11 protein-coding genes are annotated in these 14127 nt (G+C 54.8%); 9 read left to right on the forward strand and 2 right to left on the reverse strand.

Annotation, left to right across the window (positions count from 1 at the left end):
- Positions 1–7 precede the first annotated feature (7 nt).
- From rlmD to Q3O59_RS09285, 6 genes are all read left to right on the forward strand, one after another.
- Positions 8–1333 carry a 23S rRNA (uracil(1939)-C(5))-methyltransferase RlmD gene (gene rlmD / locus Q3O59_RS09260; protein ID WP_305945312.1) on the forward strand — a complete coding sequence of 442 codons (1326 nt, stop codon included), beginning with the start codon at positions 8–10 and terminating at the stop codon, positions 1331–1333.
- A 183-nt stretch (positions 1334–1516) separates the two neighbouring features.
- Positions 1517–3712 (forward strand): GTP diphosphokinase, encoded by a 2196-nt coding sequence (gene relA / locus Q3O59_RS09265; protein ID WP_305945313.1) that lies wholly within the window; start codon positions 1517–1519, stop codon positions 3710–3712.
- A gap of 8 nt (positions 3713–3720) precedes the next feature.
- On the forward strand, positions 3721–4512 hold the full coding sequence (gene mazG, locus Q3O59_RS09270; RefSeq protein WP_305945314.1) for a nucleoside triphosphate pyrophosphohydrolase: 792 nt from the start codon (positions 3721–3723) through the stop codon (positions 4510–4512).
- A gap of 229 nt (positions 4513–4741) precedes the next feature.
- Positions 4742–6379, forward strand: a complete 1638-nt coding sequence (gene pyrG, locus Q3O59_RS09275; RefSeq protein ID WP_305945315.1) for a CTP synthase — start codon at positions 4742–4744, stop codon at positions 6377–6379.
- Positions 6380–6438: 59 nt separating this feature from the next.
- Positions 6439–7731 (forward strand): phosphopyruvate hydratase, encoded by a 1293-nt coding sequence (gene eno, locus Q3O59_RS09280; RefSeq protein WP_305945316.1) that lies wholly within the window; start codon positions 6439–6441, stop codon positions 7729–7731.
- A 121-nt stretch (positions 7732–7852) separates the two neighbouring features.
- Positions 7853–8659 (forward strand): CPBP family intramembrane glutamic endopeptidase, encoded by an 807-nt coding sequence (locus Q3O59_RS09285; protein WP_305945317.1) that lies wholly within the window; start codon positions 7853–7855, stop codon positions 8657–8659.
- A gap of 51 nt (positions 8660–8710) precedes the next feature.
- On the opposite strand, the gene Q3O59_RS09290 is transcribed toward Q3O59_RS09285, so the two are convergent.
- A complete protein-coding gene (locus Q3O59_RS09290) occupies positions 8711–10171 on the reverse strand; it encodes a protein adenylyltransferase SelO (RefSeq protein ID WP_369812375.1) in 1461 nt (486 codons plus the stop codon).
- 188 nt (positions 10172–10359) lie between these two features.
- Here Q3O59_RS09290 and Q3O59_RS09295 point away from each other — a divergent pair, with 188 nt between their 5' ends.
- The 3 genes from Q3O59_RS09295 (at position 10360) to Q3O59_RS09305 (ending at position 13628) form a co-directional block, all read left to right on the forward strand.
- On the forward strand, positions 10360–10653 hold the full coding sequence (locus Q3O59_RS09295; protein WP_305945318.1) for a high-potential iron-sulfur protein: 294 nt from the start codon (positions 10360–10362) through the stop codon (positions 10651–10653).
- A gap of 109 nt (positions 10654–10762) precedes the next feature.
- A complete protein-coding gene (locus Q3O59_RS09300) occupies positions 10763–11992 on the forward strand; it encodes an adenosine deaminase family protein (RefSeq protein ID WP_305945319.1) in 1230 nt (409 codons plus the stop codon).
- A gap of 10 nt (positions 11993–12002) precedes the next feature.
- Positions 12003–13628, forward strand: coding sequence for an L-lactate permease (locus Q3O59_RS09305; protein WP_305945320.1), 1626 nt, complete (start codon positions 12003–12005; stop codon positions 13626–13628).
- 13 nt (positions 13629–13641) lie between these two features.
- Here Q3O59_RS09305 and Q3O59_RS09310 read toward each other — a convergent pair whose 3' ends face one another.
- The gene (locus tag Q3O59_RS09310; RefSeq protein WP_305945321.1) at positions 13642–14124 is read right to left on the reverse strand and encodes a DUF6436 domain-containing protein; all 483 of its coding nucleotides are present in this window, start codon (positions 14122–14124) and stop codon (positions 13642–13644) included.
- Between the last annotated feature and the right edge of the window lie 3 nt (positions 14125–14127).

A 14127-nucleotide genomic window follows, 5' to 3' on the forward strand; every position in this document is an offset into this window, starting at 1 on the left:
TTCCGTTATGGCCATCATCTACCAGGCTGCCAAAAAAAAAGCACCAAATAAAAGTCTGTCGTTGCACATTGAAAGCCTGGATCATTTGGGTCAGGGGCTGGCCCGGCATCAGGGGAAGGCTGTCTTTGTGCCTGGCGCCTTACCCGGTGAGCGGGTGCAGGTAAAAGTGACCCGTCAAAAGAAAGGCTTTAGCCTGGCCGAACTGCAGCAAGTACTGCAGCCGGCTGAGGCGCGCCAGTCGCCACCTTGCCCGCACTTTCAGCAGTGCGGTGGTTGCCAGTTGCAGCATGCCCGTCCTGAGGCGCAGCTGGCCTGGAAGCAGGCTGCGATTGACAACTTACTCTGTCATCAGCTGGGGCTTGCTGTCTTGCCCTGGCAAACGCCAATTCAAGGCGCTGCTCTGGGCTATCGTCGCAAAGCCCGGCTCGGTGTCTGGTACCAACAGAGCAAAAAAGTGTTTCAGCTTGGTTTTCGCCAGCAAGGTGATTTTCGCATTCAACCACTGACCGAGTGCCAGGTACTGAGCCCGGTGTTGCAGCCGGTGTTCTCGGTGTTGCTGCCGGTGCTCAAGCAATTGCAGCAAGGGCGCAGCATTACCCATTTGGATCTGATTGATGCCGATGGTGAGGCCACTGTGGTGGTACGCCACACCGAAGCCTTGCCGGCCAATGATATTGCGATGCTCTGTGCCAGTTGGCCGGATGCGCGTTGGCTCGGGGAGGCTGAACCGGGTGTCTTTCAGGCCTGGCAAGGGGAGGAGAAGCCACTTTGCTACCCTTTGACCAGCCAGCAGTTGCAATTGGCTTTTGAGCCCGCTGACTTTATCCAGGTCAATGCCAGCGTCAATCAACAAATGATTGAGACAGCACTTGACTGGCTGGCCATAGCGCCGCAGGATCGGGTGCTGGATTTGTACTGCGGCATTGGCAACTTTAGTTTGCCGCTGGCACAGCAGGCGGCGCAAGTGATAGGCGTGGAAGGCTTGGAAAGCATGGTGCAACGGGCGGCAACCAATGCCGCCAACAATGGTCTTAGCAATGTGACTTTTGTTCAGGCCGATTTGCATCTGCCCTGGCCGGACAGCGACTGGTGCCGTCAGCCGTACGATAAAATTTTACTGGACCCGGCCCGGGCCGGCGCCAGTGGCAGCATTGAGCAGTTAGGAAGCCTGGGAGCCAGCAAGGTGCTTTATGTCTCCTGCAACCCGGAGAGCCTGGCACGCGATGCCAGCCACTTGCTGCGGCAGGGCTACCGTTTGAGTAAACTGGCTGCGGTGGAGATGTTTCCGCAAACCCGCCATTTGGAAGTGATGGCGCTGTTTGAACTGATTTAATGAGGTGCATCCTGGTGCTTGGGTGCCAGGCTGCATCGGCTGGGTAGCGCACACAGACACGCCGTAAACCCATCCATGGGGGCTGCGTTTTTCCTTCCATGGAAAAAAGCGTCTGCTTAGCGTACCCAACCGCTACAGCCCATCGGCTTTGGCGTTTTGATCTGACAATACAAGGGGAAAACCATGGTCACCGTTCGCCATGTGCACCGGACCGACAGCACTGAACTGCTAAGCCGTTTAACGGCTCTGAAGCTATCGGAGCAGAAAATCGATGCACTGTTAACGGCTGAATCCTGGCTGCTGCAGCACGAGGTAACGCCAGACGAGCCCAAGCTGCGCGATGGCTGGGAGATGGTCGAGATCCTGTCCGAGTTACGGATGGACAAAGATGCGCTGCTGGCGGCTTTGCTGTTTCCGCTGTTTGATGCCGGTGTCCTTGCAGCCGAAAGCATTGAAGACAGCTTCCCCAAGGCGGTGCTGCCGATGTTGCTGGCCGTCAAACAGATGGAAGCCATTCGCAGCATCCCACTCGGTGCCAATCAAACGCTGCAGCCTCAGCAAGCCGATAACTTGCGCCGCATGTTGCTGGCGATGGTGGAAGATGTCCGGGCTGTGGTTATTAAACTGGCCAGCCAGATTTGCGAACTGCGCAATGTCAAAAATGCCGATGAAGAAACCCGGGTGCTGGCGGCCAAGGAAACCAATGCCATTTTCGCTCCTTTGGCCAACCGGCTGGGTATTGGCCAAATTAAGTGGGAATTGGAAGATTTAGCTTTTCGCTACCTGCATCCGCAGCTGTACAAGCAAATTGCCAGCTTGTTGGAAGAAAAAAGGCTCGACCGCGAACAGTTTATGCAAGACTTTGTCGCTCAGGTTGAGCGCAAAATGGCAGAGGCTGGTGTGAACGCGGAGGTCTATGGCCGGCCGAAGCATATTTTCAGCATCTGGAAAAAAATGCAGAAAAAGCAGCTGGCCTTTGACCAGCTGTACGACATCCGCGCTGTGCGCATTGTCACCGAGAAAGTGCAGGACTGTTACGCCGCCCTTGGTCTGGTGCATACCTCCTGGCGGCATTTGCCGACCGAGTTCGACGATTACATCGCCACCCCGAAACAAAACGGCTATCAATCCATTCATACCGTGGTGATAGGCCCGCAAGGCCGGGCGGTGGAAATTCAGATCCGCACCCGCCAGATGCACGAAGATGCCGAGCTGGGGGTGGCGGCACACTGGAAATACAAAGAAGGCGCCCAGCACGGTCGCGAAGGCTACGATGAGAAAATTGGTTGGCTGCGCAAGCTGTTGCAATGGCAGGAAGAAGTGGTCGACAGCGCCGATTTGGCCGAAGAGCTGCGCAATCAGGTCACTGAAGACCGGGTCTATGTCTTTACCCCGAAAGGCGATATTGTCGATTTGCCACTGGGTTCAACGCCACTGGATTTTGCCTACTATGTGCATTCCAGCGTCGGGCATCGTTGCATCGGTGCCAAAATATCCGGTCGTATTGTGCCTTTTACCTACCAGCTGAAAACCGGCGACCAGGTCGAAATACTGACAGGACGGGAGCAAAACCCCAGCCGGGACTGGTTAAACCCGCATTTAGGCTATCTGAAGTCGAGCCGGGCGCGCTCCAAGGTGCAGTATTGGTTCCGGCAGCAAGACAAAGATAAAAATCTGGCCGCCGGCCGCGATTTACTCGATAGTGAACTGGCCAAGCTGAACTTGCCGATGGAGCATCCGGCCAAAGTGTTGCAGCGCTTTAATGTCAACAGCATGGACGAACTGCTGGTGGGGATCGGCGGCGGCGACATCAAACTGACGCAGGTGGTGCATTACCTGCAGAGCCAGCAGCCAAAAAGCAATGAGCCGGAAATCGACCCACGGCTGAAACAAAAGCCCAGTGCGCCCAGAGTGCAAAGCGATGTGGTGGTGCAAGGCGTGGGCAATCTGCTGACTCATATGGCTGGCTGTTGTCAGCCGCTGCCGGGTGATGCCATCATTGGTTACATTACCCAGGGCAGAGGCATTGCGGTGCACCGGGATGATTGCGAGCAGTTCAAACTGATGGAGTCACAGCATCCGGAGCGGGTGGTCGAAGCGACCTGGGGCGATCAGTACGCCTCGGGCTATGCGGTCGATATCCGTATTCTGGCGCATGATCGCAATGGCTTGCTGCGCGATATCACCAGCATTTTGGCCAATGAAAAAGCCAATGTAACCCAAATGAACAGCCACTCCAACATCAAAGAGCAAAGTGTGGTGATCAACATGACGCTGGAGCTTTACAATCAGGACACCCTGAACAAACTGCTGAGCAAAGTCAGTCAGGTGCCGGATGTGTTGGAAGCCAAACGTTGCCACCAACAGTCAAACCACTAGGATCAGCGATGACGTCGTACCAAATGGATGATTTGCTGGCCATTATGGCCAGATTGCGTGACCCGGAGCAGGGGTGCCCCTGGGACATCAAGCAAACCTTTCGCAGCATCGTGCCCTACACCCTGGAAGAGGCCTACGAGGTGGCCGATGCGATTGAGCGGCAAAGCTATGATGAACTCAAAGACGAGCTCGGTGATTTGCTGTTTCAAACGGTGTTTTACGCCCGGATAGCCGAAGAAGAGGGCCGTTTTCAGTTCAAGGACTGCGTGCAGGCCATCTGTGACAAGCTGGTAAGGCGTCATCCGCATGTGTTTGCCGAGAGTGCGGGCAACCATTCGGTCGAGAATGCCGAGCAGGTGCTGCAAAACTGGGAAGCGCTGAAAAGCGAAGAGCGCAAAGCCAGTGGTAAGCACAGCGTGCTGGATAACATTCCGGCTGCCATGCCGGCATTAAGCCGCGCTTACAAGCTGCAAAAACGCTGCGCCAATGTTGGTTTTGACTGGAGCGATGTGGCTGGTGCCTGGGACAAAGTCAAAGAAGAAGTGGCCGAAGTTGAAGAGCTGCCCGCGGACAGCCCGGCGCTGGCCGAAGAGCTCGGCGATTTATTGTTTGCACTGGTCAATGTGATACGTAAACACAAACTGGAGCCAGAAGGCGTGCTGCGCCAGGCCAACAGCAAGTTTGAACGCCGCTTTCGGGCGGTAGAAGCAGAACTGGCCAAGCTGGGCAAAGCCCCGCAGCAAAGCGATTTAATCGAAATGGATGCGCTGTGGGAGAAGGTGAAACGGCAGGCCAGATAAGCTGCCGGGCTTTTTGTTGCTGCTGGTTGTTGTTGCTGGTCGTTGCTGCTGGCCTGGCGATTTTCGTTGCAACAGCATTGAGCACTTGGCTTTGCTTTGCTATACTTGCCTCCCGTCCTGATACCAAATTTCCATCGTAAGCAACACCCATGCTGTGGGTGATTTTGTCGTTGCTGCTGCATGGGGCCATTGGTTATCTTCGCTTTCATTAACGTCGTCTAGGGGTCTCATGACTACACGGTATATTTTTGTGACGGGCGGGGTGGTTTCCTCCCTGGGTAAAGGCATCGCAGCAGCATCGCTGGCGGCCATTTTGGAAGCGCGCGGTTTAAGCGTCACCATTCTGAAACTGGACCCTTACATCAACCTGGATCCAGGCACCATGAGCCCGATCCAGCACGGTGAAGTCTACGTCACCGAAGACGGTGCCGAGACCGACCTGGATTTAGGCCACTACGAGCGTTTTATCCGCACCAAGATGTCCAAGCGCAACAACTTCACCCAGGGTGCTGTTTACGCCGATGTACTACGCCGCGAGCGCCGGGGTGATTACCTGGGTGCCACCATTCAGGTGATCCCGCACATTACCAACGAAATCAAAGCCCGCATTATTGCCGGTGGCGAAGGCCACGACATTGCCATTGTGGAAATTGGTGGCACTGTCGGCGATATCGAATCCTTGCCGTTTTTGGAAGCCATTCGTCAATTGGCGACCGAAGTGGGCCGCGAGCGCACCTTGTTTATGCATTTGACGCTGGTGCCGTATCTGGGCACTGCCGGTGAAATCAAAACCAAGCCGACCCAGCATTCAGTCAAAGAGCTGCGCTCCATCGGTATTCAGCCGGATATTTTGGTCTGCCGCTCCGATCGACCCATTCCAGCCAATGAGCGGGCGAAAATTGCTCTGTTTACCAATGTGGAAGAAAAGGCGGTCATCAGCCTGAAAGATGTGCCCAGCATTTACCAGATCCCGGCTTTATTGAAGTCACAAGGACTGGATGATTTGATTGTGCGCCGCTTTCACATCGACTGCAAAGTCGCCGATCTGGCCGAGTGGGAACAGGTGCTGTATCAGGAGTCCAACCCGACCGGTGAAGTCACCATTGGCATGGTCGGCAAGTACGTCGAACTGCCGGATGCCTACAAATCGGTCAATGAAGCGCTGGGACATGCCGGTCTGAAGAACCGCTTAACCGTCACCATCAAGTACATTGATTCGCAGGATGTCGAAAGCAAGGGCACCGCTATCTTGGCTGGTCTGGATGGCATTCTGGTGCCCGGCGGTTTTGGTGAGCGCGGGGTGGAAGGCAAAATTAAAGCCGCTCAGTACGCCCGTGAAAACAACGTGCCTTACCTGGGCATTTGCCTGGGCATGCAGGTGGCATTGATTGAATACGCCCGCCACGTCGCCGGCATGGCCGATGCGCACTCCACCGAATTCAACAAAGCCAGCACCCACCCGGTGGTGGGTTTGATCACCGAATGGCTGGATTCTGATGGTGCGGTGGAAACCCGCAGCGAAGACTCCGATTTGGGCGGCACCATGCGGCTGGGTAGCCAGGCCTGCAATCTGGTGAAAGGCACCAAAGCGCGGGCGATTTACGGCAAGGATGTGATTCAGGAGCGTCACCGTCATCGCTACGAAGTGAACAATCATTTTTTACCTCAACTCAAAGAAGCAGGCCTGGTGGTATCCGGGCTATCTGCCGACAACCAACTGGTGGAAATAATAGAAATCCCTACCCACCCATGGTTTGTGGCCAGCCAGTTCCATCCGGAATTTTGCTCCACACCCAGGGATGGACATCCACTGTTTGAAGGCTTTGTGGCGGCCAGCCACCAGCACCAAAAGCAACAACGCGTCTAACAAATCCGGGCCGCGCTCTTTGAGTGCGGCTTTGTTGTTTTATCTACAGGGAAATTACTATGTCTACGATTGCCAACATCATTGCCCGTGAAATCATCGACTCACGTGGCAACCCGACCGTGGAAGCGGATGTGATTTTAACCAGCGGCATTATTGGCCGTGGCTGCGCCCCATCCGGCGCCTCGACCGGCTCGCGTGAAGCGCTGGAGCTGCGCGATGGCGATAAAAGCCGTTATTTAGGTAAAGGCGTGCAGCAGGCTGTCGCCAACATCACAGGTCCTATCAAAGCCGCTTTGGTGGGACAGGATGCGCAGCAGCAGGCTGAGATCGATCGCATCATGATCGAGCTGGATGGGACCGAGAGCAAAAGCAAGCTGGGTGCCAACGCCATTCTGGCCGTATCGCTGGCGGTAGCGCGTGCCGCCGCTGCCGATAAGCAAATCCCGCTGTACCAGCACATTGCCGATTTAAACGGTACCCCAGGCCAGTACTCGATGCCGGTGCCGATGATGAACATCATCAACGGTGGTGAGCATGCCGACAACAACGTCGATATTCAGGAATTCATGATCCAGCCGGTCGGCGCTAAGAGCTTTGGTGAAGGCCTGCGCATGGGCGCTGAAATTTTCCACCAGCTGAAAAAAGAGCTGCAGCAGCGCGGCCTGAACACTGCGGTTGGTGATGAAGGTGGTTTTGCGCCGGATCTGAAATCGAACGAAGAAGCCCTGACGGTGATCGTTGAAGCGGTCAAAGCAGCCGGCTACGAGATGAACAAAGACATCACCCTGGCGCTGGATTGTGCGGCCTCTGAGTTCTACCATGACGGCATGTATGAGCTGTCGGGCGAAGGTAAAAGCTTTGATTCCTTCGGCTTTAATGACTTCCTGGCCGACCTGACCCAGAAGTTCCCGATCGTTTCGATTGAAGACGGGCTGGATGAAAGCGACTGGGACGGTTGGAAAGATTTAACCCAGAAAATCGGTGCCAAGGTGCAGCTGGTCGGTGATGATTTGTTTGTGACCAACACCAAGATCCTGACCCGCGGCATTGAAGAAGGCATCGGCAATTCCATTCTGATCAAGTTCAATCAGATTGGCTCGCTGACCGAAACCCTGCAGGCGATTAAAATGGCCAAAGATGCCGGCTTTACCGTGGTGATTTCACACCGCAGCGGCGAAACCGAAGACGCCTTTATCGCTGATCTGGCGGTAGGTACCGCAGCTGGTCAAATTAAAACCGGCTCGCTGTGCCGCTCGGATCGCGTTGCCAAGTACAACCAGCTGCTGCGTATCGAGCAGGAGCTGGGCGACAAAGCCATTTACAAAGGCCATAGCGAAATCAAAGGCCAGTAAGATCTTAAACCATTAAAAAAACCTGCCAGCGGTGCAAGCCCTGGCAGGTTTTAAGCACTGTGGCGCTTAGTGCAAACTTTCTAATCTAGCCGACAGCAAACAGTGAAAGGAAGTGAGGACTATGGATAGTCTGCAATCGTGTTATGCAAAACGAAGCCTTTGGTGGCTGCCAGGTTCGTTGGTTTTTATGGTGGTGTTTTTACTGCTTTCAGATGCGTTTCACGATGTTGCACTACCCATGCCAGAAGAGCTCTGGTCCCTTAGCTGGAACAGAATTTTTTACCTGATTGTATTTTCATCTTTTATCTACCTTTTATTGAAAAAGTGCGGAAGCTTTAAAGCAGCTTTTGGTGAAGGCCTCTCCGATGGGATGATTTTGCTTAGCATGATGCTAGGCGGTATTTTCATTTTTTCCGCAATAATGGGGTACGATGCCATTTACTACCCTCTAAGAGAGAGCATGCCAGCCTGGTTGGCTAGCTATATTTTTAGCAGTGTCGAGCAAGTCACCTTAGCTTATCCTGGCTGGGTTATCGTGCTCGATGTCCTTGGCATTGTTGTAGTTACTGCTGTGTGGGAAGAGATGCTGTTTCGCGGCATATTGCTGTTTGTTCTGATGAAAAAATTATCGTTTTGGCCTGCGGCCATGATCAGCTCAATTCTGTTTGGTGTGATGCATTCGGATATAGTTGGAGCTACCTTGTTTGGCCTTGCGCTTTGTTACATCACTTGGCAAACGAAGTCGTTACTGCCAGCCATTATTGTGCATAGCGTCAATAATTTTATTGCGATAAGTTTGTCTTATGCATTCCCCGCAATGGAGGATGCGCCCATGTTATCGGCTGGGGCAGCGATACCACTCTTTGTGCTGTCTTTGCTATTGATGGTTTATTTTGTCAGGCAGTTAAGCTGCCATGGTAAGTTTTAACCGGTACCTGCGTGGATGGGCAAAAGCTTTACGGCCTTTTGCGTTAACTCTTTAAGTACCGCAAAAAGTCCGGTGTACCACTTCTTCGGTCTTCGGCGGGGCGATTAAATCCGCGTCGCTGGTGCTGGCAAAAGGTGTCTGCCAGGCTTGTTGCAGGCGCTGGAAAAAGCGCAAGTCGCCTTGGTCCTGCGCCTGATCGATGGCTTTGGCAATTAAGTGATTGCGTGGGATCAATAGTGGATTGACGCCATCCATCTGCGCTGCGATGTCGCTATGACTGAGTGGCTGTTGGGCCAGTCGTGTCAGCCAGCGCTCGCGCCATTCGGTGAAGATAGCGCTGTTGGCGAAAAGCGCTTGGGCTTTGCTATCGGCGGCTGGGCGCAGTTCATCACTCAGGTAGCGAAAGCCGAGGGTAAAGTCGACCTGATGTTGCTCCAGCAAGTGCAGGTAATCATCGAGTAAGACTTTGTCGGCCGGACTGGGCTCGGTGATGCCGACTTTGGTCGCCATCTGCGACAGCCACAGCGCTTCATACTGCGGCTGAAATTGCTGCAAGGCTTTGGTGGCTAACTCCACCGCGGTTTTTTCATCACCCGCGATCAGTGGCAGCAGACACTCGGCCAGCCGGGCCAGATTCCACAGCGCGATCGGGGGCTGATTGCTGTAGGCATAGCGGCCGCGCCGGTCAATCGAACTGAAGACTTTATCGGCCTGGTACTGATCAATAAAAGCACAGGGGCCATAGTCGATGGTTTCGCCAGAGATGCTGGTATTATCGGTATTCATCACACCGTGAATAAAGCCCAGTCGCATCCAGTGGGCGATGAGGCTGGCTTGTTTGGTCACTACTTGCGCGAGGAAGGCAAGGTAAGGATTGTCCTGCTGTTGGCAGTCCGGGTAGTGCCGGTCAATCACATAATCGGCGAACTGGCGCAAATAACCGGGGTTGCCCAAAGCGGCAATGTACTGAAAGGTGCCAATGCGAATATGGCTGCTGGCGACCCGGGTCAGAATGGCGCCTGGTACCGGCTCATCCCGATAGACATTCTGACCTGTAGCAACGGCAGCCAATGCCCGGGTGGTGGGCACGCCCAGCACCTGCATGGCTTCGCTAACCAAATACTCACGGATCACCGGGCCGATGGCGGAGCGGCCATCACCACCGCGGGAGAAAGGGGTTGGGCCAGCGCCTTTGAGTTGCACATCAAAGCGCTTGCCATCCTGTGCAATCACCTCGGCCAACAACAGCGCCCGGCCATCGCCCAGCTGTGGGTTGTACTGACCAAACTGATGACCGGCATAGGCCTGAGCCATGGGTTTGGCCCAGCCTGGTACGCTATTTCCGGCAAACTGCTGCAAGCCAAGCTCAGTGCGCTGCTCGGCTTTTTCCAGCCCAAGGTAGTCTGCCAGTGGCTGATTAAAGGCCAGCCAGTCGGGAGCCTCTACCGGACTGGCTTGCCAAGGCTGATAAAACTGGCTGGGAAGGCGTGCATAACTGTGATCGACTTGCACAAGGAAACTCCTGCGGTGTTTCATGGTCATCTATTGTACCTCAATCCAGGTTTGGTAGCCGGCCAAATAGCAGCTATGCTATGCCAAAGGATTGGTTTTCTTGCGCGGTATCAAAACCAATCGGCTCTTTAGAAAGTACAATAAAAAGATAATAAAAAATATTTTTTACACTATGCAGGAGTTTAACCATGTCAAATACCAATGAAAAACGTCGTCAGTTTCTCAAGCTCTCGGCCGGTGGTCTGATCGGAATGACGCTGGGTGGGATCAGCTTGCGTGCAGTGGCGGCGGAGAAAATTAAACTGGACGATCCGCTGGCAGTGGCGATGCGTTACACCCACGAATCGGAAGTGGAAGGCCAGTACTGCCACAACTGCAACCTGATCCAGGGTGAAGACGCCGATTGGCGTCCTTGCGCCATCTTCCCAGGCAAATTGGTCGCCAACGAAGGTTGGTGTGCTGCTTGGGTTAAGATGCAATAAGTTCTGCCCTGCTTTACTACGGAAGGCCAGCTAGGTGTAGCTGGCCTTTTTGCCTTCTTTCAGGGGGCTTTTGCAGCTAAACTAAAGGGACTTGTTTAAGGAACTTGCTATGCCCCGTTATTCCAGCGACTTTATCCGCGCCATGCCCAAAGCCGATCTGCATCTGCACTTAGATGGCAGTTTACGGCTTGATACGCTGCTGGCTATGGCCAAAACCCTGAAAGTGCCGCTGCCGGCCGATACGGTAGAGGGGATGCAGGCCCAGGTGTTTAAGCCGGCCTATCAGAATTTGGGCGAATACCTGCGCGGTTTCCAATACACCTGTGCCGTGCTGCGGGATGCCGATCATTTAACTCAGGCCGCGTACGAGCTGGCGCTGGATAATCTGGCCGAAGGCGTCAATTACATCGAAGTGCGTTTTGCGCCACAGCTGTTGATGGATTTAAGCAAAGGCTTGGACTTTGATACCGTCATGCGAGCGGTTAATGCGGGCTTACAGCGGGCGGAGCTGGAGTACAACAGCTCGGCCGCGGTGTTGGACCAGGGCAAGCCGCCGTTTCGCTATGGCATCATCAACTGCGCGATGCGAATGGTCGCGGCCAAAGGCTTTTCGCCTTATTACGATCAGCTGTTTCAGCTGATGCGGGACTTTGAGCCGATGCAGGTGATCAAACTGGCGGCAATGGAGTTGGTTCGGGCCAGCGTGCGGCTGCGTGATGATGAAGGCATACCCATTGTCGGCTTGGATTTGGCCGGCCAGGAATCGGGTTATCCGGCCAGCAAGTTTAAAGAAGTGTACGATTACGCCCATCAGCACTTTTTGCTGAAAACCGTACATGCCGGCGAAGCCTATGGCGCCGAGAGTGTGTTTGAAGCCATTACCGAGTGCCATGCCGATCGGATTGGTCATGGCTATTCGTTGTTTTTACCAGAGCGGATTCAGGACCCGGCCATTGCCGATCCGACAGCCTACAGCCAGCGGCTGGCGTCTTTTATGGCGGATAAGCGCATTGCCATTGAAGTCTGCCTGACCAGCAATTTGCAAACCAACCCGGCCATCGCCGATATCCGCCAGCATCCGTTTGGCGAGATGCTGAAAAACCGGATGGCGACGGTGATTTGTACCGACAACCGTCTGGTGTCCAATACCACCCTGAGCCATGAATACCAGCTGGCGCTCGATCACTTTGATATCCCGATCAAGCGGCTAAAAGACATGGTGGCCTACGGCTTTAAGAAGAACTTCTTTCCCGGCAGCTATGTTGAAAAGCGCCAGTACGCCAAAATCTGTCTGCAGTACTTTGATAGGGTGGCGCAGCACTATGGTTTTATTAGTTAAAGGCCGTTAGATGACGACCCTGCAATGGCTGACCGCCCTGATGCCGGTGCTCAGCGTCTTTGTGCTTTTGGTGTTGCTGCGTTTGCCGGCGACCCGTGCTATGCCACTGAGTTTACTGGTGTCGGCGCTGCTGGCTCTTTGGGTCTGGCAGCTGCCGCTAAAGCAGTTGCTGGCTGCCATGCTGGAAGGCAGCGTGATTGCTGTCAGTATTTTATGGATTGTGTTTGGCGCTATCCTGCTGCTGAATGTGTTGCGTTACAGCGGTGGCCTGGATGCCATTCGGGCCGGTTTTGCCAAACTCTCACCAGACCGGCGGGTGCAAACCATTCTCATTGGCTGGCTTTTTGTTAGCTTCTTAGAAGGGGCGGCCGGGTTCGGTACCCCAGCCGCCATTGCTGCGCCCTTGCTGGTGGCGCTGGGCTTTTCGCCGCTGGCTGCGGTGGTTCTGGCGCTGATCGCCGATTCGAGCAGCGTGTCTTTTGGTGCAGTCGGGACCCCGGTGCTGGTGGGCATTGCCCAGGGCATGGAAGGGGCTAGCCCGGAGGCATTGCAAGCCATTGCGCTGACCGCCATTGGCATTGATGTGCTGGTGGCCTCCTTACTACCACTGATCCTTTGCTTGATCCTGACCCGTTTTTTCAGCGAAGAAAAAAGCTGGTGGCCAGCCTTGCAACTGGCACCTTTTGCGCTGCTGGGTGGCTTGGCCTTTACCGTGCCCGCTTATGGCGTAGCCTGGTTGCTTGGGCCTGAGTTTCCATCCATTTTGGGGGCCTTAACCGGCCTTGTGCTGATGAGCACTTTGGCACACTTTGGTATTTTGTTGCCGAAAACGCCCTGGTATTTTTCTGCTGAGGATAAGCAACAAAGCCAGGCTTTGCAGCAGCTGGTGGCTGCATCGGACAGGATCATGCCTCTGTGGCGGGCCTGGCTGCCCTATGGTCTGGTGGCGCTGCTGTTGGTGCTGAGCCGTATACCGCAGCTGCCGTTGCAAGGCTGGTTGCGCAGCCTGGAATGGCGCTGGGCCAATATCCTGGGAACCGACATCAGTGCCAGCCTGGCCCCTTTGTACTTGCCGGGCAGTTTCTTTTTGGCGGTGGCGCTGCTGACACTCTGGTTGCACCAGAACCCAAAGCAGCAAAGCCCCTGGCGCATGGTGCAACAAGCCGGGCGCGACAGCCTGGCCCGGCTGGGGCCGGCCACCATTGCCTTGATGGCCTCGGTGCCGATGGTGCGGATTTTCCTGCAATCCGGTGTCAATGATGCTGGCCTTGCGGCGATGCCGTTTGAGTTGGCGCAGGTCGCTGCGCTGCATCTGGCCGATTATTGGCTCTGGGTTGCGCCTTTAATTGGTGCTTTGGGATCTTTTTTGGCCGGCTCGGCGACCTTTTCCAATATGATGTTTGCGTCTTTCCAGCAAGCGGTCGCCGCCGAAGCGGCCTTGCCAGAGACACTGGTGCTGGGATTGCAACTGCTGGGTGCCAATGCTGGCAATATGATCTGTGTGGTCAATGTGGTGGCCGCCGCCAGCGTGGTCAATTTAAGTGGCCGTGAAGGCGATATTATCCGTTATACCCTGCTGCCGATGCTGTATTACTGCCTGGCCGCCAGCTTGGTGGCGGTATTATTCTGGCTTTGATTCGGACGACGCCTTAGACAGACTGTAAGCAGCGGCAGCTGCTGCTTTCGCCGTTAAGCCAGGTTCCGGCAAACTGGATTTCATCACGCAGCAATCGCTCTATCCAACCATCGCCAGAGCCGCAGATGGGCCCCGCAGTGTATGGGCCTGCGTACACCAGTTCATTTCCATTCAGTAAAATGGCCATTGGCGCTGCTGGTATGCTTAATCCCAGTTGCCTGGCCTCAGCAATACTCAGGGTCTGTTGCGGGATCCCTGCAAAGCTCTGCTGCAGTGTTTGCTGGTGTTGTTGCTGCTGACGATGGCAGCGGCAAGCGGGGTCGATCACATGCAGCAGTTGCATAGAGCTCCCGCTCGGTGCTGCGAGCAAGCTGCTAAGCTCAAGCTCATGCGTGCCTTGCTGCTGCCAGCGCTGCTCCGGGTCAAAAACGCCAACCACACTGCGCTGATCCTGCCACAACAGGTAACCGCTCAGTAGCAGCCAGCCTAGTAGCATCAG

The sequence above is a fragment of the Alkalimonas delamerensis genome (assembly GCF_030717955.1).
In the GTDB taxonomy this organism is placed as follows: domain Bacteria; phylum Pseudomonadota; class Gammaproteobacteria; order Enterobacterales; family Alteromonadaceae; genus Alkalimonas; species Alkalimonas delamerensis.